We start from the raw sequence: 25,986 nt of genomic DNA on the forward strand, positions 1-25,986 counted from the left end.
TAAGCAAAGGGGATAGGAAAGATGGAAAAAGTAAAAATTGGCGTTATTGGGTGCGGAAGCATTGCGCAACACCGTCACTTACCAGAATATAAGATGAATGAACAAGTAGAATTAGTAGCCGTTTGCGATATAAACACAGAACGTGCAAACAGCGTAGCGCAGCAGTACGGTGTAAAAGCTTACACAAACTACGAAGAACTTTTAGCAAGCGGTACAGTGGAAGCAGTGAGCGTATGTACGCCCAATTATCTTCATGCGCCTATTTCGGTGGCAGCGTTAAACAGCGGAGTTCATGTCCTGTGTGAAAAGCCGATGGCAACATCAGAAGAAGAAGCGAAAGCAATGATTGAAGCAGCAAAAACAAACGGTAAAAAACTAATGATCGGACATAATCAGCGCTTTGTAGCTTCTCATCAAAAAGCTCGTGAACTTATTGGAAAAGGGGAAATCGGTAAAATTTACAGTTTCCGTACGGCTTTTGGCCACGGTGGTCCTGAAGGTTGGAGCGTGGACGGAAAAGACAGCTGGTTCTTTAAAAAAGACGAAGCGTTTATTGGTGCTATGGGGGATTTAGGCGTTCATAAAACCGATATGCTCCGCTACATATTAAATGAAGAAATTGTAGAAGTCGGTGCATTTGTAGAAAGCAATGCAAAAGACTTTGCAAATGTAGACGACAATGCTGTGTGCGTATTAAAAACGGAAAGCGGGATTATCGGTACGCTTGCGGCAAGCTGGGCTTACAATGGAAAAGAAGACAACTCCACGATTGTTTACGGCGAGAAAGGGATTCTTCGTTTAGAGGACGATCCGACGTATTCATTAGTTGCCCAATATGCAACAGGTGAAGTGGTGAACTATGAGTTAGGAAAAATCCAGTCGAACGATGAAGGCGGACAAAGTAATTCTCACGTCATTGAACAATTTGTAGATGCAGTTGCAGAAGATAAAGAATCTCCTGTTCCTGGTGAAGAAGGATTAAAATCACTTGCTGTTATTTTAGCAGCTTTAAAATCAAGTCAAACGAAACAAATTACGCGCGTGTAAGAGGTGAAAAACGTGAGAATTGGCATAATCGGAGCAGGAGGGATTGCTGTAAGCAGGCATATCCCAGCATTCAAACAACTGGGTGATGAATGTGTGATTTGGGGGCTTAGCGATATTAATAGTGAAAGAGCCACAGAGGTAGCCAATGAGCATAATATCCCTCACGTATTTGTTGATTACAAAGATATGTTTAAAGAAGTGGACGCTGTATGTATTTGTACACCGAATAAATTTCACGCCGAGTTTGCAGTAGAAGCGCTAAAAGCAGGCGTTCACGTCCTATGTGAAAAGCCAATGGCGATGTCTAAAGAGCAAGGTGAAGAAATGCTTGCTGCTGCTAGAGAATCAGGTAAGCAGTTAGCGATTGCGTATCATTACCGATTCATGAAAGAAGCGCAGGCTGCGAAAAAAATGATGACAGAGGTAGGGCGCCCATTAGTTGCACGTGTCAGAGCAATGCGTCGCCGAAAGGTTCCCGGTTGGGGGGTATTTACGAACAAAGATCTTCAAGGAGGAGGCAGCTTAATTGATTACGGCTGCCATTTGCTTGATTTAACGCTTTGGCTGATGGGAAACCCAAAGCATACTGAAGTGCTGGGAAGTACATATAATGACCTGAGTAAAACGCCTAACCAATTAAATCAATGGGGAGCATTTGATCATGAAACATTCAGCGTGGATGATCATGTAACGGCCTATATTAAATTTGAAAATGGAGCGTCGCTTCTTTTAGAAACTTCTTGGGCAGCTAATATCGAAGATGATGAAGAGCACGTAAGCATATCAGGGGTAGAGGGCGGTTTAAGTGTGTTTCCGTTTGAACTATACACGTCTAAAAACGGTATGCTCATGAACAGTACGTCACCTTGGATAGATGGAGAAGATGATTACAGCCTAAGTCAGGCTAAAAATTTCGTTGAAGCGTGTAAAGGAAATGCTGAATTAGTGGTAAAGCCACAAGAAGCGCTTCAAGTCTCAGCTATTATTGACGAAATATATCGCACAGGGGGAAATTAAAATGAAACTTGGAGTATTCACGGTCTTATTTGCGGATCTTTCTTTTGAAGAGATGTTAGATAAAGTAAAAGCAGCAGGTCTTCATGCTGTTGAAATCGGAACGGGCGGCTATCCGGGAAACAGCCATTGTCCGCTAGATGAGCTGCTTGAAGATAAAGAAAAAAGAGAAGCCTATATGAAGCAGATAAAAGACCGCGGACTTACAATCAGCGCATTTAGCTGCCACGGCAATCCTATTTCACCTGAGGCAAGTTTTGCAAAAGAATCTGACGAAACGCTTCGCAAGACCATCCAACTAGCATCATTAGTAGATGTTCCAGTGGTGAACTGTTTCTCTGGAACAGCAGGAGATCACGAAGAAGCCAAGTACCCAAACTGGCCTGTTACTCCTTGGCCTAACGAGTATGGAGACGTATTGAATTGGCAATGGGAAAATAAGCTTGTTCCTTATTGGAAAGAAATTGGAGAACTAGCCGAGGAGCATAATGTGAAAATTGGTTTAGAACTTCACGGCGGATTTTTAGTTCATACTCCGTATACGCTCCTAAAGCTTCGCGAAAAAACAAGTCCAGCGATTGGCGCTAACCTTGATCCAAGTCATTTATGGTGGCAAGGAATTGATCCGGTAGGAGCTATTAAAATTTTAGCAAAAGAAAATGCGATTCATCATTTCCATGCAAAGGATACGTACTTGGACCAGGATAATATTAACATGTATGGCCTGACGGATATGCAGCCATACGGAGAAGTCCAAACGCGTGCATGGACGTTTAGATCCGTAGGGTGCGGACATGATGTAAAAGAGTGGTCTGATATGATGAGTGCACTTCGCACATACGGATACGATTATGTAGTCAGCATTGAGCACGAAGATCCAATCATGTCGATTGAAGAAGGATTTAAACGCGCGGTTACAAACTTACAAAGTGTATTAATTGAAGAAACTCCCTCACAAATGTGGTGGGCGTAAGCAAAAAGAAGCATCTCTAAAAAGAGGTGCTTCTTTTATTTTCGTTAGTAAATCAATTCGCCTTTGGTTCACCTGAATTTCGATACAAAAGGGTGATTGGCAACCCAAAAGCGCCAAGGGTAATCCTTCGCTTCACCAGAATTATCAATGCCAACGCGAGGTCCGGCGGAAATCTCTGAAGGAGTGAAGCCACGAGCAATATAAAGAGGAGGGCTGGTTAAATCATGACCGTACAAATCCATTGAAACCCCTAGTGCTTTTGTTAGTTTCCCAGGACCGTTTGTCCAATTTATTTCATTTTCCATCCCTCGACGTCTATTTTTCATCAAATTTTTTCCGCTAAATGGCTCAATAGCTCGAATGAGGACGCCTTCTGGACAATCGATGTCGCTGCTTACAACATTGAGTAAACAATGTGTATGCATTGTATGCGTATAGGCATGACCAGGAGGACCGAACATTACCTCCGTTCTTTTTGTGCGCCGGTTATTAAAGCTATGAGCTGCTCGGTCGAAAGGCCCTTTATAAGCCTCTGTTTCTACAATAAAACCAGATGCAGTTCCTTCTGCCGTTTCGTGAACAAGAAGACATCCTAACAGCGACTGAGCTAATTCAAGTGTAGGCTGTTGGTAAAATAAAAGAGGAAGTGGTTCAATCGCTAAAAGAGAACGCGTCATTTGCTGTAGTCCATCCTTTCAAAACAGAGTCATTCACGCTGTTATGCGCATCTTTTATTATGATGTTTTCTTTGTTATTTTGCAAAGGGAGGCACTGATTAATACAGTAATCTTTCTTATCCCACGTTCAAGTATTTATCATGATTCAACTCACTCTATGAAATTATTTTATTTTAAAGAATGGTTTCGTTTTGCACGTATAGGGGGAATATTTTACTACAATACTTCGCTTTTGCTGCTGGTATGATATACACAGTTCATCCATATTTTACATGCTTTTAGTTTTAAAAAATAGTGATCCGTCTTTTCTTTATTTTCGTTCTACACATGAAAGCAAAATAAAAAGATTGAATTGTAGAAAGTTCTTTATAAATGGAAATAAAGAAAAAATATCCTTCAAAGAGTCTTTAAGGGATTTTAGAACATATTAAAAATAAAATTTATACACTGTGAGGAATAGCTATGAACATCCACTTTGATACATTAATGAACTTATCAATTAAACATATTTTTGGGCCTGCATCTCAAACGATCAACCATCTGACATATCATTCAAAGCAGGTTCACGACGGATCAGTATTTTTTAGTATAAAAGGTGAAAATGAAGATGGACATCAATATATCAAAGAAGCTATAACTAGAGGAGCCGTAGCAGTCTTTGGGACAAGCATTGAGGAGCTGCGTCTTTTGAGTACTCAGTATTCTCACTGTACGTTTTTAGCTGTTGATGACGTTCGCAAAGTAATGGCGTCTTTTTCTAAAATGTATTTTGATTATACGGATGAAAAAATTGAGACAATTGGCGTTACAGGTACAAATGGTAAAACAACCGTAGCAGCTTACGTAAGGTCGCTTTTAACTCTTTTAAAATTGCCGACAGGATCGATTGGAACGACCGGCATTTGGTCATCAAAGAAGAAGTTAGTTTATAAAAAAAGTACGCCTACAACACCTGAATCGGTAGACTTACATAAAATTTTTTATGATTTGTATACAAGAGGCGATGAAGCGGCAGTGATGGAAGTATCTTCAATTGCGATTGATCAGCAGCGAGTAGAAGATATTTATTTTGATGTAGCCATTCACACAAATCTTTCAGAAGAGCACTTAGAGTATCATAAAACGTTTGAGCACTATAAAAAATGCAAGATGAAATTATTTCAGCAGGCAAAACATGCCGTTATTAATATAGATGATCAGGGCATGGGGAAAGACTTGAGCAGGCTATTTGAAGGACCTAAAGTCACGTATAGCTTATTAAATAATGCGGAGGCAACTCTGCAAGCAAAAAACATTACTGTCAAAGAAGGGGGCTCTTTCTTTGATTTACTGTATAAAGGACAGTCATACAAAGTAGCAGTGCCTGTATATGGCGATTACAACATTGCTAACGTGCTAGCGGCCATTGGTACAGCTCTTCATTTTGAATACCACATTGAGGATATTATTAGCGTGCTTCCTCAATTGGAAAGTCCAGAAGGGCGCTTTCAAGTGGTAGAAGGTCCCAATAACCAAAAAGTGATTTTAGACTATGCCCATACGCCTGTTGCCCTTACGCGTCTAGTAGAAGAAGTAAAAAAGATGGAGTATAACCAGCTAATTGTCATGATTGCAGGAATCGGCATTCGAGATTTTAATAAAATGCCTAAAATGGCGCGTGTCATTGAAGGAAAAGCGGATGAAATTATCGTAACGGTTGATCATCCAGGTCATCATGATCCGAACGTAATTGTAGATCAAGTGATGACGGGTTTTTCAAATCCGAGCGCAAGTAATATTCACCGCGCCCCTACTCGAACAGAAGGAGTATTAAAGTCGCTTTCTTTAGGAAAGCCGAATGATATTATCTTACTTACAAGCGGCTGTATTAACGGCGCTCAGCTTGTAAAAGGAAACGAAATTCCGCATTCCGATGAAGAAATTATTGCTTCTTATTATACATCGTTAAGCAATATTTCCTAATACTCTTCTTCATTTATCTATCGAACGAACGTGTAGAAATTGAAACAGCATACGAAAGAAGGTCTCTTACTATTTTTAGAGACCTTCTTTTTGCATCAAAACTATAGGCTGTTTTCTCGCTGTGTTTTTGGTTCTTCAATTTTTACATCATGTTCTTTAGCCAGCTTTTTAATAGCTGCAGTGTAACCGCGTATGCCTTTTCGTGCTTCATCAAGCATAGCGTTTGCCTCAGCAATAAGGTTGCGGTCCTGCTTTTCTAAAGCGCTGACAATTTTAATGAAAGCATTATACTGGGTATTGGCAGCCTTTATATAGCTTTCATGAATCTTTCGAAGATCGTCGGTTTCTACATCGATGTTTTCTAGTTCGTCAACAAATTTACGATAGGTAGGAATGACTTCACTCGTCATCGTATCATACATCACTGCGTCACTTGTGTAGTTAGCGCCTGTAACAGAATCGTATGCGTCAATCGCTTCTTTTTCAAGCTGAGCCGCTTTTTTTAAATCTTGATTGTTATAGTCGATTAAATCATCTTGAACAGGATCACTAAAGCAGGCGGATAATAAAAACAAAAGAGGGATAAGACAAAATAAAACCTTCTTCAATGAATTTCACCTCCGTTTAACAATGTATGAAACATCTGCTTGGCAAAGTCGGTTTTAATAACTGGAGAAAAAGAAGGGAGTGTATAAAAGGATTTTTAAAGGTCGACAGTGAATTTATTCATAAGTCGGTTTGTAGTTGACCACCCCTTAGTAGCAGGAAGGAAGAGAAAATGATTAAAATAAAAAGAGACCACTTAATGAACAATGAAGTTATTGAACTGGTAAGTTCTCACCTTCAAGGAATGAACTTACATTCACCCCCTGAAAGTATTCATGCTCTAAATATTGAAAACTTAAAGCAACGTGATATTACGTTTTGGAGCGTGTGGAAAGACAGTCAGCTAGCAGGGTGCGGGGCTTTAAAAGAGTTAGATGAGCATCACGGAGAAATTAAATCGATGCGAACAGCTACCGCCCATTTGCGGAAAGGAATCGCTAAAGAGCTGCTGCAGTACATAATAAACGAAGCACAAAAACGAGGGTACCGACGCTTAAGCTTAGAAACAGGATCCGCGTCTGCTTTTGAACCGGCTAGAAAGCTGTACGCCAGTTTTGGATTTTACGAGTGCGAACCGTTTTCTACCTACAAAGAAGATCCATACAGTGTATTTATGACAAAGAAATTGAATGATTAAAAGAGGATGGGACAAAAGTATTTTAGTTGAAGGAAAATCCGAAAGAGGAATCGAGATTCTTGATGGAGAATCCAACTCGTTCGGATTTTTTCATGGTAATCGACAGCGGTGTAACAAATGATTCATACCTGATCATTTATCCCGTTTGTGTGTCTTTAGATTGAATTGATTTAGTTATGTCTCAACCTCTTTGTTTTTTGTTTTGTCATAATTCATATAAAAAGGTATAAACTAGGTTTTCTTACTAGACAAAGAGGTTTTTCCTAAGTAGTATAGGTATCAGATAATACAAAACGAATGTTCAGTATAAATAATAAATGTGCGGGGCGGTGGAAATAGCTTGAATAAAAAAAAGCTTCAAAGTGAACAAACCAAAAGAAAAGTGGCAGATGCCGCTAAAGCATTGTTTTCTCAAAAAGGCTATAAAGCTACATCTATTGAGGAAATTGTAGAGGCTACGGGAAGCAGTAAAGGGAATATTTATTATCACTTTAAAAGTAAAGAAGGGCTTTTTCTCTATTTAATAGACGAATGGGATCTCGAGTGGGAACGAAACTGGAAAGAAAGAGAGTCTCTTTACAAAACAACAAGAGATAAGCTTTTTGGAATTGCGGAGCAAATCATTTTAGATGATTTAAATCATCCTCTTACGAAAGCCGCCGATGAGTTTTTTAACAACGAGGAAAAGGGCAGCGACATCGAAGAGCGAATTGATGAGATGGTGAAAAGACACGTGGAGTTTAACCGGGAACTTTTGCAAAAAGGCATTGATGAAGGAGAGTTTTCTCCTAAAAATGCAGAACAGCTTGCAGTGATTTTAGAAGGGCTGTTTGTTGGAATGAGCCGTATGTCTCGAAAAACGAACACGGAAAATGCCCTGCAGCTTTACCATTCAGCAATTGATGTATTTTTAAACGGAATTATAGCAAGGTCTTCTTAAATAATCGGGGATGCTTATTGCGGTAATGAGTAATCCCTCATTATTTTGTATTTTTATAGACCGAACGTTCAGTATTTTTGTAATCAGGAGGTTTATATGTCATTATTGTTAAGAAATCGAGCGGCGATTCTGCTGCTCATGCTAAATATTTTTATTATTTTTACAGGAATCGGTCTCGTTATTCCAATTATGCCAACATATATGACGGAGCTTCATATCAACGGCAGCGTGATGGGGCTTTTAGTAGCGGTGTTTTCACTAACTCAATTTCTGTTTTCACCTTTAGCGGGCCGGTTATCAGATTCGTTAGGGAGAAAGAAAATTATTGTAGCGGGAATGATTGTTTTTGCCTTGTCTGAATGGTTCTTTGGTTCAGTGAGTACACCTCTTTTATTATTTGTATCGAGAATGTTAGGCGGGGTCGGGGCCGCGCTTATTATGCCTGCTGTTATGGCTTATACAGCGGACGTGACGTCTGCTAAAGAACGCGCTAAAGGAATGGGCTATGTGACGGCGGCGATTACAACAGGATTTATTATTGGGCCCGGTATCGGAGGCTTTTTAGCTGAATACGGCATGCGTGTACCATTTTATATGGCCGCAGTAGCAGGAGGCTTGGCTGCAGTGATTACGCTTTTTGTTTTGCCAGAGTCTCGTCCTGTACAAAATCATGCTGTTTCAAACAATGAGAATCCAAAAGAAGATCGGCTGCTACTGCAGCTTATGAATTCCTATAAAGAACCTTATTTTCTAAGTTTAATTATTGTTTTTGTGACATCGTTTGGATTATCCAATTATGAAACGATTTTTTCACTATTTGTTGATCATAAATTTAGCTTTACGCCAAAAGATATTGCGTTTGTTATTACGTTTGGCTCTATTGCGGGGGCTGTAGTGCAGGTTACGATTTTTGGCTGGATTTTAAATAAGTTTGGTGAAAAAAGAGTGATTTCGTTTTGCTTGATGATGACGGGACTTTTTATTTTACTTACGCTATTTGTGCACACGTACTGGCTTATTATTGTTGTGACATTCATCGTCTTTTTAGCAACAGATATTTTACGTCCGGCAATCAGCACTCAAATGTCGATGATGGCACAAGACGACCAAGGGTATGTAGCCGGACTAAATTCTGCTTATACAAGTCTTGGGAATATTATTGGACCAGTTGTAGCAGGCTTCCTCTTTGATATAAACATTAATTATCCGTACGTATCAGCTGCACTTGTACTGCTGCTTTGTTTTCTTTTATCTTTAAGAGCAGGGAAGGACAGAAAAACAGCTGTGAGAAATCAAGCGGTTCAAGAGAAATAACCATAAGGAAAAAATAATAGAATTCTTAGGGAATAGAAGATCTCTAGTAGCTTACTGGAGGTCTTTTGATTATTCTTTTAGTAAAGGTGTAAGGTTTACAACGCCACTCAGCCTATAGAGAAGCTTTATTTTATCGGCAAAACAGTGAAATGGTTGCAAATAAAAAAGGTTAATAGTAAACTTTAAACGTAACAAGAATAGTATGGGAGCTTGCGCGGGGCAGGCTGAGAGTACAGGGACGCCTGTTGACCATTTGAACCTGTTGGATAATGCCAGCGCAGGGAATGTGAGTACATACCAAAGCACTTTGCGCATGCAAGGTGCTTTTTTGTCTTTTTTTTGCAGTGTTAAAACTAAATGAAAAGAGTGAGAGAATATGGATATTAGTAAAATTTCAGCTCAATTAGAAAAAGTAAGAGATACAAGTCCGCTTGTTCATAATATTACGAATGTTGTGGTAACCAATTTTACTGCAAATGGACTGCTTGCACTAGGAGCTTCACCTGTTATGGCTTATGCGAAGGAAGAAGTGGCTGACATGGCACGAATCGCCGGAGCGCTTGTTTTAAATATGGGTACACTGACGGCTCAAGAGGTAGAAGCGATGAGAATAGCAGGAAAATCAGCAAATGAAAATGGCGTGCCGGTTATTTTCGATCCTGTAGGAGCCGGAGCGACACCGTTTCGTACAGAAGTAGCACGTCAGCTTGTAGAAGAATTAAATATTGCAGTTATTCGTGGTAACGCTGCTGAAGTTGCGAATGTAGTAGGCGAGTCATGGCTCATTAAAGGCGTTGATTCATTAGAAGGGCAAGGAGACGTCATTGAACTTGCTGAGAAAGCAGCGAACAAATTAGATACAGTGATTGTTATCACAGGTAAACAAGATGTAATCACAGATGGAAACACAACGTATACAGTAGACAACGGTCACCCGTTATTTACGAAAGTGACGGGTACTGGGTGTCTGCTGACATCAATTATAGGAGCTTTCGCTGCTGTAGAAAAAGAATATGTCGAGGCAAGCGTTGCTGCTTTAAGTTTTTACGGAGTGGCAGGTGAGATCGCCGCAGCGAAAAAAGGTGAAGAAGGGCCGGGAAGCTTTCAAATTGAGCTGTTAAACCAGCTTCATCTTTTATCTGGGCAGGATATTGAATCATATGCAAGAGTACATCAACGTTAAAAGGAGCCGGAAAATGACAAACGAAGAAATCAAAAAGCTGCTGCAAGTTTATTTTATAATGGGCAGCAATAACTGTAAAAAAGATCCGAAAGAAGTGTTGAAAGAAGCAATTGAAGGCGGCGTTACCGTGTTTCAATTTCGTGAAAAAGGCGAAGGTGCCTTAACAGGAGAAGCGAAATATCAGCTGGCGAAGGAACTTCAGCAAATTTGTCAGCAGCACAGCGTTCCTTTTGTTGTGAATGATGATCTTGACTTAGCGATCCGCTTACAAGCAGATGGCGTTCATATTGGACAAGAAGATGAAAAAGCTCATATTGTTCGAGAGAAAATAGGAAAAGGGATTGTGGGCGTCTCTGTTCATAATGTACAAGAGCTGCAGCAAGCGATAAAAGACGGGGCGGATTATGTAGGAATGGGACCTGTTTTTCCTACTTCTACAAAAAAAGACGCAAAAGCAGTGCAAGGTACAAAATTAATTGAAGAAGTGCGAAACCAGAATATTGACTTTCCAATTGTAGGAATCGGTGGCATCACGCCTGAAAATGCCAAACAAGTAGTAGAAGCAGGTGCAGATGGCGTTTCTATTATTACCGCGATTAGCTTAGCAGCGTCTCCAAAAGAAAAAGCAGCTCAATTGAAAGAAGCGGTAGGAAAATAAAAAAAGCGCACAGTGTGCGCTTTTTTTATTATAGCTGAACAGTTTGAGGAGTTTCTTCGCCTTCATTCATAAAGCGAATTTCGTTCGGCGTAATTTCAAGAACAACATACTCAGGGTCATTTGGACCGTCAAACCATTCTTTCATGTGATCGTTCCATATACGCCCTTTTAATTGATCACCAGTACGAAGAACAGCTGTACCAGATAATTCTAAGTATTGATCGCCATATCCTTCACCGCTGTAGCCCAATAGTACGTGCACGTTCGGATTGGCTTCGATTTCTTCTGCCTTATGTGTATTGATATTTGTTGGTGTGTAAAGAGCGATACCCTCTTCGTCGCTAAAGAATGTCATATAGCGAGAATGGGGTTTGTTGTTTACAACTGTGGCTAATGTTCCTACACGATTTCCTTCTAATACTTCGTTTACTTTTTTAGCAATTTTTTGTTCATTCATTTTATCCATCTCCTTTATTACTTTTTATGTTCCTCAATCGAAGATAAATAAAACATACATGTCTAAAAAAAATATAAGTTAACAATAAAATAGTTATGTAAACTAATAAAATGAAAAATAAAAAAAGCTAGCTACAGCTAACTAAAAAATAAGCCCGCACTGCCGTAACCCTAAGTGTCTTAAATACCCAGATCTACTAGGTGGGTGCCCTCATAGCCGGGTTTAGCGTCCCAAGAAGGGCGTGCTATCTGCAGCTAAATTTTGAGCTCCCTTTTAACACTCAAAGGTTTAAGACAACATGAGTATACGCACAGCGCAGGTATGTATAACAAATGTAAATAAGATGCCGATATATAAATGTTTTCTAATTAATCAACTTTCATCGTACAAGAAATGATTATAACGGAATAATGAATGGAACGCAAGACTTTTATTTAAAGTTTTTCTTCTCTAACATCTTGGCGGGGAAGCAGTAACAAAATAAGAAAAGGGCCCGCAACTGGAATGAAACATAAAAGAAGGTAAGGCCGGGATGCAATCCTTTCTTTTGTCATAACGGAGTAAGAAAGCCACGTTAAAACAAAAAAATCAGCGGTCATCACGCTAACAAGCTGTGACTGCATAAAAGCATCTCCATAAGCTTTTATTGAACCTACGGATAGTCCGTATACGTAACCTGAAATCGTGAGCGCTAAGCACAGTCCAATCCATAGACGAGAAGAAATGATAGCAATGAAGCGTGAAGAAATACGCGAACGTGTTCGAACTTTTTGTCCTTTCCAATGATAATAGAACAAAAGAGAAAAAGCTCCAAGCGCAAATGATAGAAGAGAAAATGGCCATCCAGGCAGTTTGTATGTATCTTTTTTACAGATCATTATCATAAACAATACTGGGAAAAGTCCTAAAAAAGAGAATACCATAACCACGAGCGGATCTACCTGTTGAAAATCTCCCGTGATAAGATTTTTAAACAGCAAATCATTAGCGGCGCTTGCTCCCGGAGCTAGCAGCAAGGCGTATAGTACAAGCATAGCCCATACAATGATATACATATTCTCAACTCCTTTTACTTGTTTTAATGTACAAAAACCATTTCAGTATATTTCCCCGTCTTGTGACGAAGGGAAACGCTTGAAACTCTTCTTTAATTAGGTGTAATATTACACTAAAGAAATGTACGTGTATAGAAAGAAAGGGCTGTGAAAATGAATAAACAAGAAGTAATTAAATCAGTATCGGATAAAATACGATTAATTCGTTTAGAAAGAAACTATTCACAAGACAGAATGGCTGAAGTCATTGGTATTTCCAAAAAAACATTGGTTCAAATTGAAAAAGGGCGCACGGAAGCAGGGTGGACGACCACTGTTGCAGTATGCGGTTTGTTTGGTGACAGTGAAATCCTTCAATCGGTTTTAGGAGACGTTCCTTTAGAAGTAGTAGAAATCATTGCTCATAACGGCGTATCTTCTCCAAAAGATAAAACGCTCGGAGGAAGAGTATGGTGGAAAGAAATTCAAAAAGAAGGCTCTTTTCGTCTGCAGCAAAATATGATTAGTCAGCACTATCGCATTTTAGATGACCAAGACTATCGATGGTTTAGTTCATTTGATAAAAGCGAAGCGGTAAAAAGGTTTGAAGAATTAACGAATGAATAAAAAAGAGGCCGAGACGTAACGAAATCACTGCATATATGAAACCTACGTTCACCCTATCCATAAAAAAATCCGAACGAGTTTGATTCTCCATCAAGAGTCTTAATTCATCGTTCGGATTTTTCTTCCATTGCTATACTTTTGTCTCAGCCTCTACTGATTCATTAAGGTACCTGATGAGGGACGACTGAACCAATTCCATAGCTCTACATCTCCAAGTGACGCATATGTGATCGACGGATCATTTTTTAATTTCAGAAGCTTTTTTGTAGGCCCTGTAATCACAACGCCGTACACACCGACGCCATGTTTTTTCACATAAGAATATCGCTGCTTTAGCAACAGATCCGAATGGTCTAGCTGACGAACTTTTTGGACCGTTTCTTCATTATCAGCTAATAGTTTCATCATATTTAAAACGTTCGACTTGCTAGTAGAGTGGGTTTGATTTCCTTTGTGTTCGTAAGGTAAGTCTAGAAACTCTGGAAAGCCAAATGTTGATGTTAAGTCAATTAATGGCTCGTCTTTTGTACTTGTTTTTTGTTCGTGCCCTGTATTAAGCGCGTACCAAGAGGTAGAAAAATCACGGCTGTCGATGGCGTTCATTTTTTGCTGAACTTCTTTTAGCGAGTACGTATCATCAAAAGAAATAGCCACTTCGCTTACCGTTCCTTTTGGCAGATTTTCTAATGCTTTCCATGTTTCATTTGTCCATTCCTTATACTCTTTTGTATGTAGCTTTAGTTTTTTTGGATCAGGATAGACAAAAGAAAGGTTAAGATCGTATTTGCCGCCAGGAAATTCTTTTTCTACACCGCTTGTTTTATCAAACAGCTGATGAAATGTAAACGTCCCAATGGCCTGCTCTTCACGTCCAATTTGCTTATAAGCTTCCATTTGCGACTGCATGCGGAAAAAGGACTGTGTATCAGAAGTGGTTTCACGTATATGAACGTTCGGAAAAGCAGATTCGATAGCCGCTTGATTCACGCTGTTTATGTATTCGGTTTTTGATTGATGATAATATACAATAGATAAAAAGCTGCCGATTATCCATAGCAGAACGACAGAGCCAATGACAGTTGTCACATTTGAAAGGCGCTGCTTCCATTTGGCGATATAAATGGACTTTTTAACTTTTTTATTATCCAACATCGTATCGTCACTTAATGAAGTAGCTGATGCAGTTGGCGATAACGGTTCATCTTCGGTTAGCAAGTGCTCCAAATGAGCTGAGCATGCTTCACAATTTTCCGTATGTTCTTCAAGTGTTTCTGCTTCTTTGTCTGTCAAAGTGCCGTTTTTATATTTTTCCCATTGATGCTTCATATCTTGACAGCTCATCCGTCCTCTTCCTTTCTTTTTTTCAATTGTTGACGACCACGATACAAGTCCATTTTCACTTTTGACAGAGTAAAGCCAGTCATTTCTGCAATCTCTTCATATGTGAAGCCGTGATAATCTCGTAACAGTACAATATTCTGCTTAGCCGGAGGCAAAGCAGATACATCAGAAAGCCAGCCGTCGATTTCACTTTGAATCATCACTTGTTCTTCAGCACTTGGCTGAGGAGTAAAGTGCCATTCTTCTATTTCGACAGTAGGGCGTTTTTTTTCTTTTCGATACCAGTCAATAAAGGCGTGATAAGCAATTTTGAACAGCCAAGGCTTCACTTCCTCGCCTTTATATGTTTCTAAGTGTAAAAGTGCCCGGTAAAAGGTCTCCTGCATTAAATCTTCCGCTGATTCTTTTCTGCGAGTAAGAGAGAGAAGATAGCGCAGCAAATCATGCATGTGCTGTTTATAAATGTGTTCAAAGTTATGCTGTTGTGCCATTTTCTCCCCCTTTCATTTAATCAACGCAATTTGTGGATAAAAGTTTCGGTTTTTTTATTAAAAATCGTATGTAATAGATAAAAGATGCTTAAAATACGATATATAGCTTATCATACTAAAAAGAAAACCATATGAAATTCGACATAATTCCGTGTAATTTGTCATTTTTTTAAAAAACTAAAGGGTAATTGGTGTTCGAAGGAAACAGAAAATGTTATGATAGAACAAGGATGTGCTCTTACAAAAAACAGCTACATACATAATAAAAAATACAGCGTTTGTTTGCAAAATAAAAATGGACAAACACATGTTGTTTAACCATGGATGTTTGTGGGAAAATGAACTAAGTATTTTCAACAAAAAGTAAATTAAATTGTGTTTTCACTTATAAAAAACACGGTAAATTGGAAAAGGTGGGGTCATGATGGACGTAGAAAATACACAAGGTACAGAAGAACAAGCACCTAAAGTCAAAGCAGCTAAAGTTGGCGATACGATTCAGCCAAAAAAAGGCGACTATAAAGGATTTAAAGGAATTGTTATGGTAGTGCGAGACAATTCGGTTATCGTAGATTTTGGGAAAGATGCTGAAACGGGCGAATCCATGAAAACAGTTGTTAATCATAAAAACTATAAAATCGTAAAAAAGTAGGTGAATAACCTACTTTTTTTTACTGAATATATGTTTAAAGGCTGCGATTTTTCTATCGGAAACCTTAGAGAAAAGCGTAGGTAAAGCAATTCTTTGAGATGAACAATGTTTTTTAGTAAACTATAGAAAGTATGCAGAAAGAAAGGATTTTTGTTATGTCAATTCAACTATCACAATTATCATTACCGCAAGAGGTTCTTTCGCTTTTAGCGAATCGTAAATATGAAAATTTGTCCGATGCTGATCAGCTATTAATTGGAAAAGGCGGCTATACAGCAGAAGAAGCAGATATTTTAGAAGATGCCATTATTGCCTTGTCACTAGGGAAAAACGTACTTTTAAAGGGGCCAACAGGTTCAGGTAAAACAAAGCTGGCTGAAACGCTGTCGCATTTATTTTCTCAGCCGATGCATAGCGTTAACTGCTCGGTTGACTTAGATGCAGAAGCGCTGCTTGGTTTTAAAACAATTGCTGAACAAGAAGGGAAAACAGGTATTGAGTTTGTGGAAGGACCTGTTATTCAGGCAATGAAAAAAGGCCATTTATTATATATTGATGAAATTAACATGGCTAAACCTGAAACGCTTCCTATTTTAAACGGGGTTCTTGATTACCGGAAAATGATTACGAACCCATTCACTGGAGATGTAGTACGCGGTCAGCAAACGTTCGGCGTAGTAGCGGCTATTAATGAGGGGTATGTTGGTACTGTTCCATTAAACGAAGCATTAAAAAATCGTTTTGTTGTTATTGAAGTTCCGTATATTCAAGGAGGCAGCTTAAAGCAAGTTCTGATGTCTCAGTCTCAGTTAAAAGACGAAAAATTAATTGATAAATTTGTCACGCTCTCTGCAGATTTAATTACTCAAGTTCAAAGCGGCCATGTATCAGAAGAAGCTGCGTCTATTCGTGCGCTTATCGATACGTGTGATTTAGCTCTTTATATGCCGCCTCTTCGCGCGATTAAACGCGGTATTATTGAAAAGCTAGAAGATGAAAGGGAAAAAGCCGCCATTCAAAATATTGCTGAAACATTATTTGAGTAAGGAGTGGCGCTATGCGATTTATTAAATTTAACGACAAAAATGTAGATTCCTTTCTCTATATGGAGCTGGCAGATTTAACGAAAACATTAACAAAAAATGATGAAATTGAAGTAGAGTATCGCGTTTCGTCTTATTATGATCCTGTACACGGCATTATTTATCTCAGTCACTTTTGGGATAACCGTCCAGAACAAGACAAAGTGTACGGCTTAAAAAGTGATGTATTTTTAAGAAGTATTGGAAGCTATAAGCATTCAAACTTCAAAGAAATTAATGCATATTTAAAGAAAATAAATAAAACCTCGGTACCTAGCTTAGCTAAGCAGCTGTTTATGCTGTTTGAAGATATTCGTTTAGAAGAAGTATGCAAACGCGAACGTTCTGGAACGAAAAAAGCCTTCGCCGTCAGAAGACAGCTCTATAGAAAATATTTTGCTACACAAATGAGCGCAAATTTAACAAAAAGCGTGTATACGGATGCACTTTTTAACGGCATCTACTTGCTATTGACGGCCGAAAATCCATTTGAAGAAATTCCTTCAATGAGTGAATCGATTAATTTAGCGATGCCTTTTATTCGCAGACAGCTAACAAATGTATATGAAGCTAAAACAACAAAAGATGTATCGCGCATCTGTCTTGAACTTGTAGATGTTTTTGATGATATTATTGAAAAAGATATGCTTAATACTTATTTCTTCTTGGCTGAACTCCAGTATGATCAGTTAGAAGAAGGGTTAACATTTGAAGATTTAAAGCGCAAAGATTCATTAGTGAACGATGATATTTTAGAGCATGAAAAAGACGGGGATGAAGACATTCACGAAGAGAAAATGGAAATGTGGCATCGAGAGACAAGCGAAGCGACGCAAAGTTTTCTACAGTTTGATATGGATCAAGGCTCAAAAACAGACATGCTAGGCGATGGTGTTCGTGAAGGCGACGATGGAGATCAAGCAATGGGCATGGTGCAAGGGTCTTCTCAAAAAACATCGCGCAACGATTATTCTCAAATCGAAGCCATGGAGCAAACGCATCCGGAAAAAGACGGGGAAGCGGATTATGAGTATGGGAAAGAAAATAAGCATGCCTATGCTGTTTTTATAGATTCTAAACTTCCGAACGACGATCACGTTGTTCAGTATGATGAGAATAAAAAAATTATTGCATCGTATCAAAAGAAATTAAAGCAAATGATTGAAAAAACGCTTGAACATAAAAAAACGCTTCCTAGAAGCGAGCTGCACTTTGGCCGATTGAATAAAAAGCTTCTAAAACTATGGACAGACGACAATCCTCGTTTGTTTTATAAAAAAGATGAAGATTCTGCGCAAATTGATGCCGTCTTTTCTCTTTTAGTTGACTGTTCCGCATCGATGTACGACAAAATGGATGAAACGAAGCTTGGGATTACGCTATTTCATGAAGCGTTAAAGTCTGTTATGGTGCCTCATCAAATTGTAGGGTTTTGGGAAGATACAAATGATGCCACCGAAACGAGCCAGCCTAACTACCTGCAGACGGTTATGGACTTTCAAGCATCGTTAAAGCGTAAAAGCGGTCCTGAAATTATGCAGCTTGAGCCTGAAGAAGACAACCGTGATGGGTTTGCTATTCGCCATATGACACGCCGTTTGCTTCAGCGTTCTGAACAGCAGAAGTTTTTACTTGTGTTTTCAGACGGTGAACCAGCCGCTATGGGATATGAACAAAATGGTATTGTAGATACGCACGAAGCGGTATTAGAAGCACGCAAGCACGGAATTGAAGTCATCAACGTCTTTTTATCCAACGGAGAAATTGATGAAGGACAAAAGAAAACCATTCAAAATATGTACGGGAAATATAGTATTCTAGTACCAAACATCGAAGAACTTCCCGATGTGCTATTTCCTTTACTGAAGAAATTACTTCATAAAAGCATTTAAAAAAGTCGAAGCATATTGCTTCGACTTTTTTTGCTATTGACCGTTAAAGAGGAGCGAGGTAAGTTAAATATATATGAAAAAGAGAGAAGGAATGGCAAGTGGAAGGAGTTCAAACGTCATCTAGAAGAGCATGGGGGCTGCTGCTTGTAATCATTGGTGCCACAATGTGGGGAGTATCTGGCACGGTGGCTCAATATTTATTTCAGCATAAAAGTTTTAACGCAGAATGGCTGGTCGTCGTTCGTATGTTAGTATCCGGATTGCTGCTTTTGGCAATAGCCTCTAAGCAGCGCAATATTTTTGCAATTTGGAAAACAAAAGAAGAGAGGACTTCGCTGCTTTTGTTTGGTGTAATCGGTATGCTCGGCGTGCAGTATACATATTTTGCAGCTATTGAAGCAGGAAACGCTGCTACAGCTACAGTGCTTCAATATACGTCGCCAATATTTATTATTGGCTATTTAGCTGTGCAAGCAAGAAAGTGGCCGGTGAAAGTAGAAATGATTTCTGTTGCGCTCGTCATAACGGGGACATTTTTTCTTGCAACAAGCGGAAATTTTAACGAGCTGTCTATTACAGGATGGGCGTTGTTTTGGGGGATTGGGGCAGCTGTGACGTCTGCTTTTTATACGCTTCAGCCTAAACGCCTTCTTGCGAAATGGAGCTCAATTGAAGTAGTAGGCTGGGGAATGGTGATAGGTGGAGTAAGTTTTTCATTTATTCACCCGCCGTGGCATATAGCAGGTGAGTGGTCGCTATTGTCGCTGTGTGCGGTGTTATTTGTAGTCATCTTTGGAACGCTTATTGCATTTTATTGCTATTTGGAAAGTTTGAAGCATATTAGCGCTTCTGAAGCCATTGTTCTTGCGTCAGCAGAGCCTTTATCAGCAGCGGCGCTCTCTGTTCTATGGCTTCATGTGACCTTTGGATGGACGGAGTGGTTAGGTACGATTCTTATTATCGCTACGGTATTTTTACTTTCTCAGCGAAAGCCAGAGGTGACGTCATAAGTAAAAAGGACTTTCATTTGAAAGTCCTTTTTACTTTTATAGAGGTTTTAGTGTAAACGTGTTTGTATACGAGCGGTTAGCATATAGTGTGTAATCAGGATGTGTTTTAGCTCCCCAGCTGTCGTCTCCGCCAACGCCCATTTGCTTGTAGTTAACCCGCACGGTTACTGAATCGCTTGACGGCAATTTGTAAAAATGATCGTAAGCCTCCAGTTCAAAAGGTGAGTAAGGTAAAGCGTTCAGCTCGACTGTTGGCAAACCTTTTATCAAAAAGCCGCGTCCTTGATCGTTTGTAATAGTGGCCCATCGAACGTCCGTTTTATTTCCGCATTCTTGAGGGCGTAAATACGGTGTAACTTGCTCTTTTACACTGCCTTTATGAAGGGCCAGCTTAGCGCCAGTTTTACGGTCCCAATAATTTTCATGAGGTCCTCTTCCGTACCACGTTAAAGAATCAAAAGCCGCATTCATCATAAACAGCATGCCGATTTCAGGAATTTCAGGCATTGTCTCAGAAGGTGCTAAAGATTGTTCAATCTTCATTTCACCATCGTTATATAGCGTATACGTTACATAGCAAGAAGCAAGAGAGTTGTCTAAAGCTAGTTCAACCGAAATGATAACAAAGTCAATTTGCGGCTGAACACTTATGTTTTGCACATGCTGCCCTAAGCTTGCTTGACGCCACGTTTGACATCTTTCATGCAGTTTATTCCCGAGGTCATTATCGGTTACTGCACGCCAAAAATTCGGACGGAAACCCGACGCAAGCAGCTCGGTGTGCTCATAGTTGTAAGAAATAAACTGTCCTTTTCGCTTATCAAAAATAGCCGTGAAGTTAGTTCCTGTAACCGTAAGCGTTTGTTCATTTTGGTCAACGGTTAAAGCAGGATGAGCAGCTTTTACTGAAGGTACAGCGGTTTTGGCAGGCAGTACAAACTGTTCGTATGCCACTTCATATCCAGCTGAAGCCCAAGCTGTATCTTTGGACAATCTGAGAGAAAGAGTTAAAACAAATTCATCAGTTTCATTTTCTTGCTCATAAAGAGGATAAGAAAGCGTCAGTTCTTCTGTACCATCAGGAGCTACATTTAAAAGAGACGCATGCTTTTCAACGAGTTCACCGTTTTTTTCAACAGTCCAAACAAAATCATAGGCGTTCAAGTTTGTAAACAAGTGTTTGTTTTGAACGGAAAACTTTCCTTTAGCAGCGTCGACTGCTGTCCACTTTACGGGCTGATAGCATTTTTTTACTTCTGCAATTTTAGGGCTAGCTGTCCCATCAGCAAAGATTAAGCCGTTTCCGCAGAAGTTACCATCGTTAGGCGTATCACCAAAATCTCCCCCGTAAGCTAAGTAAGAAGTACCGTCTTCTGCTGTTGTTTGAAGAGCTTGATCTTTCCAGTCCCATATAAAACCGCCTTGCAAGATCGGATATTGATCGAACAGCTCCCAGTATTTGTATAAATTCCCGCATGAATTGCCCATTGCATGACTGTATTCACATAAGATGTAAGGTTTTTTCGGATTCATTAATGCATAGCGCTCTACATCTGCTGGCTTAACGTACATCGTGCTTTCTATATCTGAAGCATCATAGTCGCGATGATGGAAGATTCCTTCGTAATGAACAAGTCGTGTGGAATCTTTTTCTTTAAAAAAGGTATACATATGGTGAAAGTTTTCTCCGCCAAATGATTCGTTTCCAAGCGACCAAATAATGATAGAAGGGTGGTTTTTGTCACGTTCGTACATCGAACGACAGCGATCCAATACGTTTTCTTTCCATTCTGGCTTGCTTCCTGGAACGGCTTTTTGCTCACCTTCTTGTAAATAAGTCCACGTTCCGTGCGTTTCTAAATTGGTTTCATCAATAACGTACAGTCCGTATTCATCACACAGTTCATACCATACTGAATCGTTAGGGTAATGGGATGTACGCACGGCGTTAATATTATGCTGTTTCATCAGCAAAATGTCGTGAAGCATGTCTTCGCGCGTGATGCCTGCCCGGCCTTTTACTGAATCAAATTCGTGGCGATTCACTCCTCGAAGTACAATACGTTTGCCGTTGATTGTCATAAGACCGTTCTTTAGTTCAAATGTACGGAAGCCGACTTTACAGCTTTCTGTTTCAATAATAGAACCAGCAGAATTCTTTAAGCTGAGTACAAGCGTATACAAATGAGGGCTTTCTGCACTCCATTTTTCAGGGCTTTTAATGTGTGTACGCAAGGAGACTGTACGTTGATCGCTCACACTTAAATTTATTTGCAGCGGAGCTTGTAGTACTTCTTGGTCATTCGCGTCATACAGCGTGGCTTCAAATGTTAGACCTTGAGTATCGTGCTCAAAGTAGTTTAAGATATCAGCTGAAACGATAAGTTCACCATCTTGGTAGTTGTTATCAAGCGACGAACGAACGCTAAAGTCATAGATGTGAACTGGTGGAGTAGAATAGAGATACACATCTCGGAAGATGCCGCTCATTCGCCAAAAATCTTGGTCTTCAAGCCAGCTTGCATCACTCCAGCGATATACTTCTACTGCTATCGTATTTTCACCTTCTTGAAGGTAAGAAGTTATATCAAATTCAGCTGGAGTAAAGCTGTCTTCGCTGTATCCAACAAACTCACCGTTAATCCATACGTAAAAAGCAGATTCGACGCCTTGGAAGCTGACGTACACCGGCTGATCTTTCCATTCTGGTTTAGGTGTAAAAGTACGGATGTACTGACTGACAGGGTTATATTTAGTCGGTGCAAAAGGAGGTTCGAGCTCTTCATTTTCAACCCAAGGGTATGCCACGTTTGTATATTGAGGATAGTCATATCCTTGCAGCTGCCAATGTGAAGGAACTGAAATAGAGTCCCATTTCTCATATGAAAACTCAGGTGCGAAAAAGTTTTTGACGCGGGCATCTGCATTTTCAGCAAAATGAAAATACCAGCTGCCATTTAAGCTTTGATAGTAAACAGAAGATTTTCTATCATTTTTTAAGGCCTCTTCGACCGTTTGATAAGGCATAAGTAAAGCGTGTGCTTTTGAACGGTTCAATTGAAAAATTTCAGGGTTGTTATTCCATTCAGGGTATCCGTTTGCAGGTGCTGTATAATGAAATTTCTTGCCGGTTTTTAACACGTCGATCCCTCATTTCTAAAGTACTAGGTTATTAGTTTATATGGAAATGATAACGTTTTCTGAAAACCTTATCAATCTAATTATTTTCATGATAATATAACTATATTCACATAAAAAGGGGGAAGTAATGTGGACCGTATGTACTTTCCGGCTCTTTCAGATGAAGATATGAAACTGCCATTCTATGTTACAAGCGCTGGAAGCTGGAGGCACCAAAAGCATATTAAGCGTCAGGGAGAGTTTCCTGATTATCAATGGATTCAATGCATAAAAGGAAGAGGCGAGCTTCGTGTAAATGATGAGGTTTATATTATAAAAGAAAATGAAGGGATGTTTCTGACGCCGCACGTTCCGCACGAATACTATCCCGTTACGAGCGAATGGCAAGTATGCTGGGTTTCTTTTAACGGAAGTGTGATTGATGATATCATGCTTTCTCTTCAATTTATTAATTCGGGAAAAATCGTCCTTACAAATGCTGAAAGTCTTTACAGGATGCTTCAAGAACTAATGGATCGGTTAGAAGAAAATCATACCTCTAGCACCATGCAGTGCTCTGAACTACTATATAGCGTCATTTTAAAACTTCGCCAAGACAGCGTATATATAGAAAGCAAAAGTCGCCTGCAGCAAATTACTCAGCTAAACCCAGTCCTTCGTTATATCGAGGAATATTATCATCAGCCGTTAACGCTAGAAGTACTGGCGCAGCAGCTCAACGTAACGGAGCAGTATACGTGTTTGCTTTTTCAACAATCTCTTGGCATCCGGCCATTTGAATACGTAACGCGCGTGCGGATTCAAAAAGCAAAGAAACTGCTGCTTAAAAACAACCAAATCTCTGTACAAGATATAGCAAGACAAGTAGGGTATGAACATCCAAGCTACTTTATCAAGCGTTTCAAAGAACAGGAAAACGTTACGCCAACTATTTTTCGAAAAATGTATTTTTCATAAGCTACATACATCAGGGTTTATCTAGGTCATAAGACACGAAGTGTATGCTAGTTATTCCGTATGAGTTTTAAAAAAGAAATTAAATGTAGTTTTAAGTGAAAACGGGGAGGAAAAGTAGAGAGAAGAAACAAAAAGGAGGGATAAACGTGTTTGGGTTAAATGATCTTCCAAAGTTTGTGTGGTCATTCTGTCTTGTATTGCCACTTGTATCATTTGTTCATCAGCTGGGGCATTCCGTCATGGCAATTATTTTCGGAGGGAAGGTCGATTTTACTATTGGGCGAGGGAAAACGATTCTTAAAATGGGGAAGTTTAAAATTAAGTCAGTCTATTTTTTAGACTCGTTTTGTAAATATGAAAATCTTAAGAATGACAGTCGCATTTCTCATGCAGTGGTGTATGCGGGTGGTGTACTGTTTAATGTGCTTACTATTTTTATAATAAATGGATTAATTATGGCTAATATTCTGCCTGAAGATATATTTTGCTATCAATTTGTTTATTTTTCAGTCTATTATGTTATTTTCTCACTGCTGCCAATTCAATATACAGAGACATCTGCAAGTGATGGACGTGCTATATATAACGTATTACGGTACGGGAAAACGTGTGATCCAGATTAAAGGGCTGTGTGTAGCAGCCTTTTTTGGTGCGTTTTTTCTCGTTCATTTAAATAAAAAAAGGAAAACTTTACGAAAAGAAAATAGTAGCGGATAATAAAGATAGTAGATGTTGGAATGTAAGAAAGGAGAGGATTCATACGATTATTGAGACAGAACGAATGACGTTGCGAGCCATGGCCGAAAGCGATGCAGAAAATTTACTGAAAATCTTTGAGGATGCTGAAGCAATGAAGTATTATTCTTCTACTAAAAGCGAACAAGACACACGCCGCTGGATTCAATGGATGAAGCAGCATTATCAAACGTACGGCATTAGCATGTGGATCGCTGAGGATAAACAGAAAGGAGAGTTTCTAGGGCAGTGCGGCATGGTTCTTCAAAAAGTAGACGGAAAGGTAGATCCAGAACTTGGTTATTTATTCTTACGCAGCCGCTGGGGGAAGGGCTATGCGAGTGAAGCAGCAAAAGCTTGCTTAGATTATGGACTTCATACGCTGAAATTTCAGAAAATTACATCATTGATAGATCCTGACAATTACCCATCGATTAAAGTGGCTGAAAGAATTGGCATGAAAAAAGAAAAGCAAGTTAACAAATGGGACAAATCATTATTCTTTTATAGTATATATAATGAAAAATGAGAGTATAGGAGTGTTAGCATGATCAAAATTAAGAGCGTTTCGGTAAAACGAGCAGAAAAAGAAATTTTAAAAAACGTGTCGTGGTTAGTGAAAAAAGGGGAACATTGGTGTTTGCTTGGGTTAAATGGTTCCGGAAAAACGACGCTTTTAAATATAATCAACGGATATATCTGGCCTACAAAAGGCCAAGTAGAAGTTCTTTCAAGGAAATTTGGAGAAACAAATCTGTCTGAGCTCAGAAAAGAAATCGGGTGGGTAAGTTCTTCGCTTCAGCAGCGGTTTCAAGATGACGATACGGTTTTAGAAATGATTTTAAGCGGCAAATTTGCATCTATTGGTTTGTATGAACAAGTGGAGCAAAAAGATATGAACCAAGCTATAGAATTAATGAAGCTGCTAAATTGCGAAGATTTACAAAATCAGGCGTACGGAACACTTTCTCAAGGAGAGCGCCAGCGAGTGCTAATTGCCCGAGCTCTTATGGCTTCACCAAAGCTTTTAATACTTGATGAGCCATGTACAGGACTAGATATAATGGCCCGAGAACAGCTTCTTCAGCTGATTGCAAAAATGGCAGAGCAGCCAAAAGCGCCTACGCTTATTTATGTTACTCACCATGTAGAAGAAATTTTGCCGTGCTTTACCCATACGCTTTGTATGCGCCAAGGAGAAGTGTTCTCTTCTGGAAAAACGAAAGACCAGCTCACTGAGCCGCATCTTTCTAAATTTTTTAATCACTCCGTAGAGATTCAGCAGCAGAAGGAACGCACTTGGCTGTCATTAAAAGAACCGGTAAAAAGCTGAGCTAGCGTCGAGAAACCTTCTTACATACCATGGGAAAAAGAGCGCTGCTTGCAATGGAAACAAGCTCATTGTGGAGATAATGTTTACATGCTACATAAATAGTGGTGCTGCAAATAATATCAATTAGTAAAAAAGCAGCAATGTCATGTTTATCAATGGTTACAAATACAAAAGAAGAGGAATCATAAGCTGTCATCGTTGGCTCCTTTGATTATATCGTTAT

General features: G+C 39.4%; 26 protein-coding genes, 1 other RNA gene and 1 riboswitch. Of the genes, 18 read left to right on the forward strand and 9 right to left on the reverse strand.

Annotation, left to right across the window (positions count from 1 at the left end; all coding sequences use genetic code 11):
• Positions 1-21: 21 nt before the first annotated feature.
• The 3 genes from MKY06_RS11020 to MKY06_RS11030 are packed head-to-tail and all read left to right on the forward strand — an operon-like array spanning position 22 to position 3,034.
• Positions 22-1,047: a Gfo/Idh/MocA family protein gene (locus MKY06_RS11020; protein ID WP_013056852.1), complete on the forward strand. Its 1,026-nt coding sequence runs from the start codon at positions 22-24 to the stop codon at positions 1,045-1,047.
• A 12-nt stretch (positions 1,048-1,059) separates the two neighbouring features.
• Positions 1,060-2,064, forward strand: coding sequence for a Gfo/Idh/MocA family protein (locus MKY06_RS11025; protein WP_013056853.1), 1,005 nt, complete (start codon positions 1,060-1,062; stop codon positions 2,062-2,064).
• A gap of 1 nt (position 2,065) precedes the next feature.
• A complete protein-coding gene (locus MKY06_RS11030; RefSeq protein ID WP_013056854.1) occupies positions 2,066-3,034 on the forward strand; it encodes a sugar phosphate isomerase/epimerase family protein in 969 nt (322 codons plus the stop codon).
• Between the two features lie 68 nt (positions 3,035-3,102).
• Here the strand turns inward: MKY06_RS11030 and MKY06_RS11035 are convergent, their stop codons facing one another.
• Positions 3,103-3,711, reverse strand: a complete 609-nt coding sequence (locus MKY06_RS11035) for a DNA-3-methyladenine glycosylase (RefSeq protein ID WP_013056855.1) — start codon at positions 3,709-3,711, stop codon at positions 3,103-3,105.
• A 462-nt stretch (positions 3,712-4,173) separates the two neighbouring features.
• On the opposite strand from MKY06_RS11035, the gene MKY06_RS11040 reads away from it, so the two are divergent.
• A complete protein-coding gene (locus tag MKY06_RS11040; protein WP_098287460.1) occupies positions 4,174-5,673 on the forward strand; it encodes a UDP-N-acetylmuramoyl-L-alanyl-D-glutamate--2,6-diaminopimelate ligase in 1,500 nt (499 codons plus the stop codon).
• A gap of 101 nt (positions 5,674-5,774) precedes the next feature.
• On the opposite strand, the gene MKY06_RS11045 is transcribed toward MKY06_RS11040, so the two are convergent.
• Positions 5,775-6,281, reverse strand: coding sequence for a hypothetical protein (locus MKY06_RS11045; protein ID WP_098278089.1), 507 nt, complete (start codon positions 6,279-6,281; stop codon positions 5,775-5,777).
• Between the two features lie 173 nt (positions 6,282-6,454).
• On the opposite strand from MKY06_RS11045, the gene MKY06_RS11050 reads away from it, so the two are divergent.
• The 5 genes from MKY06_RS11050 (at position 6,455) to thiE (ending at position 11,011) form a co-directional block, all read left to right on the forward strand.
• On the forward strand, positions 6,455-6,916 hold the full coding sequence (locus MKY06_RS11050) for a GNAT family N-acetyltransferase (RefSeq protein ID WP_371399866.1): 462 nt from the start codon (positions 6,455-6,457) through the stop codon (positions 6,914-6,916).
• Positions 6,917-7,256: 340 nt separating this feature from the next.
• Positions 7,257-7,856, forward strand: a complete 600-nt coding sequence (locus MKY06_RS11055; RefSeq protein WP_013056860.1) for a TetR/AcrR family transcriptional regulator — start codon at positions 7,257-7,259, stop codon at positions 7,854-7,856.
• Positions 7,857-7,952: 96 nt separating this feature from the next.
• A complete protein-coding gene (locus MKY06_RS11060) occupies positions 7,953-9,170 on the forward strand; it encodes an MFS transporter (RefSeq protein ID WP_013056861.1) in 1,218 nt (405 codons plus the stop codon).
• 192 nt (positions 9,171-9,362) lie between these two features.
• Positions 9,363-9,471, forward strand: a riboswitch (TPP riboswitch).
• Positions 9,472-9,546: 75 nt separating this feature from the next.
• Entirely contained in the window at positions 9,547-10,353 is an 807-nt protein-coding gene (gene thiM / locus MKY06_RS11065) for a hydroxyethylthiazole kinase (RefSeq protein ID WP_013056862.1), read from the forward strand.
• Between the two features lie 13 nt (positions 10,354-10,366).
• Positions 10,367-11,011 carry a thiamine phosphate synthase gene (gene thiE, locus MKY06_RS11070; protein ID WP_013056863.1) on the forward strand — a complete coding sequence of 215 codons (645 nt, stop codon included), beginning with the start codon at positions 10,367-10,369 and terminating at the stop codon, positions 11,009-11,011.
• Between the two features lie 28 nt (positions 11,012-11,039).
• Here the strand turns inward: thiE and MKY06_RS11075 are convergent, their stop codons facing one another.
• The 3 genes from MKY06_RS11075 to MKY06_RS11085 form a co-directional block, all read right to left on the reverse strand.
• Entirely contained in the window at positions 11,040-11,468 is a 429-nt protein-coding gene (locus MKY06_RS11075; RefSeq protein ID WP_013056864.1) for a pyridoxamine 5'-phosphate oxidase family protein, read from the reverse strand.
• 147 nt (positions 11,469-11,615) lie between these two features.
• A non-coding RNA gene (gene ssrS, locus MKY06_RS11080) (6S RNA) lies at positions 11,616-11,793 on the reverse strand.
• A 109-nt stretch (positions 11,794-11,902) separates the two neighbouring features.
• On the reverse strand, positions 11,903-12,523 hold the full coding sequence (locus tag MKY06_RS11085; RefSeq protein ID WP_098278087.1) for a hypothetical protein: 621 nt from the start codon (positions 12,521-12,523) through the stop codon (positions 11,903-11,905).
• Positions 12,524-12,676: 153 nt separating this feature from the next.
• Between MKY06_RS11085 and MKY06_RS11090 the strand changes: the two genes are divergently transcribed.
• Positions 12,677-13,129 (forward strand): helix-turn-helix transcriptional regulator, encoded by a 453-nt coding sequence (locus tag MKY06_RS11090; protein WP_041816549.1) that lies wholly within the window; start codon positions 12,677-12,679, stop codon positions 13,127-13,129.
• 150 nt (positions 13,130-13,279) lie between these two features.
• Here MKY06_RS11090 and MKY06_RS11095 read toward each other — a convergent pair whose 3' ends face one another.
• The gene (locus MKY06_RS11095; RefSeq protein WP_029321524.1) at positions 13,280-14,470 is read right to left on the reverse strand and encodes an anti-sigma factor; all 1,191 of its coding nucleotides are present in this window, start codon (positions 14,468-14,470) and stop codon (positions 13,280-13,282) included.
• Positions 14,467-14,961 carry an RNA polymerase sigma factor gene (locus MKY06_RS11100; RefSeq protein ID WP_013056868.1) on the reverse strand — a complete coding sequence of 165 codons (495 nt, stop codon included), beginning with the start codon at positions 14,959-14,961 and terminating at the stop codon, positions 14,467-14,469. The genes MKY06_RS11095 and MKY06_RS11100 overlap by 4 nt, the downstream gene beginning before the upstream one ends.
• A 421-nt stretch (positions 14,962-15,382) precedes the next feature.
• Between MKY06_RS11100 and MKY06_RS11105 the strand changes: the two genes are divergently transcribed.
• The 4 genes from MKY06_RS11105 to MKY06_RS11120 all read left to right on the forward strand — a co-directional run bounded on the left by MKY06_RS11105 (position 15,383) and on the right by MKY06_RS11120 (position 19,597).
• On the forward strand, positions 15,383-15,613 hold the full coding sequence (locus MKY06_RS11105) for a YkvS family protein (RefSeq protein ID WP_013056869.1): 231 nt from the start codon (positions 15,383-15,385) through the stop codon (positions 15,611-15,613).
• A 131-nt stretch (positions 15,614-15,744) separates the two neighbouring features.
• On the forward strand, positions 15,745-16,659 hold the full coding sequence (locus tag MKY06_RS11110; protein WP_013056870.1) for an ATP-binding protein: 915 nt from the start codon (positions 15,745-15,747) through the stop codon (positions 16,657-16,659).
• Positions 16,660-16,670: 11 nt separating this feature from the next.
• Positions 16,671-18,587 carry a vWA domain-containing protein gene (locus MKY06_RS11115; protein WP_013056871.1) on the forward strand — a complete coding sequence of 639 codons (1,917 nt, stop codon included), beginning with the start codon at positions 16,671-16,673 and terminating at the stop codon, positions 18,585-18,587.
• A gap of 98 nt (positions 18,588-18,685) precedes the next feature.
• Entirely contained in the window at positions 18,686-19,597 is a 912-nt protein-coding gene (locus MKY06_RS11120) for an EamA family transporter (RefSeq protein ID WP_013056872.1), read from the forward strand.
• A 36-nt stretch (positions 19,598-19,633) separates the two neighbouring features.
• On the opposite strand, the gene MKY06_RS11125 is transcribed toward MKY06_RS11120, so the two are convergent.
• Positions 19,634-22,738, reverse strand: coding sequence for a glycoside hydrolase family 2 TIM barrel-domain containing protein (locus tag MKY06_RS11125; RefSeq protein WP_098278086.1), 3,105 nt, complete (start codon positions 22,736-22,738; stop codon positions 19,634-19,636).
• Positions 22,739-22,876: 138 nt separating this feature from the next.
• On the opposite strand from MKY06_RS11125, the gene MKY06_RS11130 reads away from it, so the two are divergent.
• The 4 genes from MKY06_RS11130 to MKY06_RS11145 all read left to right on the forward strand — a co-directional run bounded on the left by MKY06_RS11130 (position 22,877) and on the right by MKY06_RS11145 (position 25,763).
• A complete protein-coding gene (locus tag MKY06_RS11130) occupies positions 22,877-23,695 on the forward strand; it encodes an AraC family transcriptional regulator (RefSeq protein ID WP_155660429.1) in 819 nt (272 codons plus the stop codon).
• A 146-nt stretch (positions 23,696-23,841) separates the two neighbouring features.
• The gene (locus MKY06_RS11135; protein ID WP_013056875.1) at positions 23,842-24,318 is read left to right on the forward strand and encodes a site-2 protease family protein; all 477 of its coding nucleotides are present in this window, start codon (positions 23,842-23,844) and stop codon (positions 24,316-24,318) included.
• 158 nt (positions 24,319-24,476) lie between these two features.
• Entirely contained in the window at positions 24,477-24,959 is a 483-nt protein-coding gene (locus tag MKY06_RS11140) for a GNAT family N-acetyltransferase (protein WP_013056877.1), read from the forward strand.
• An 18-nt stretch (positions 24,960-24,977) separates the two neighbouring features.
• Entirely contained in the window at positions 24,978-25,763 is a 786-nt protein-coding gene (locus tag MKY06_RS11145; protein WP_098278085.1) for an ABC transporter ATP-binding protein, read from the forward strand.
• Between the two features lies 1 nt (position 25,764).
• Here MKY06_RS11145 and MKY06_RS11150 read toward each other — a convergent pair whose 3' ends face one another.
• Positions 25,765-25,959 (reverse strand): hypothetical protein, encoded by a 195-nt coding sequence (locus tag MKY06_RS11150; protein ID WP_013056879.1) that lies wholly within the window; start codon positions 25,957-25,959, stop codon positions 25,765-25,767.
• Positions 25,960-25,986 lie beyond the last annotated feature (27 nt).

Origin of the sequence: Priestia sp. FSL P4-0332, assembly GCF_038005845.1 — a bacterium.
Classification (GTDB): domain Bacteria; phylum Bacillota; class Bacilli; order Bacillales; family Bacillaceae_H; genus Priestia.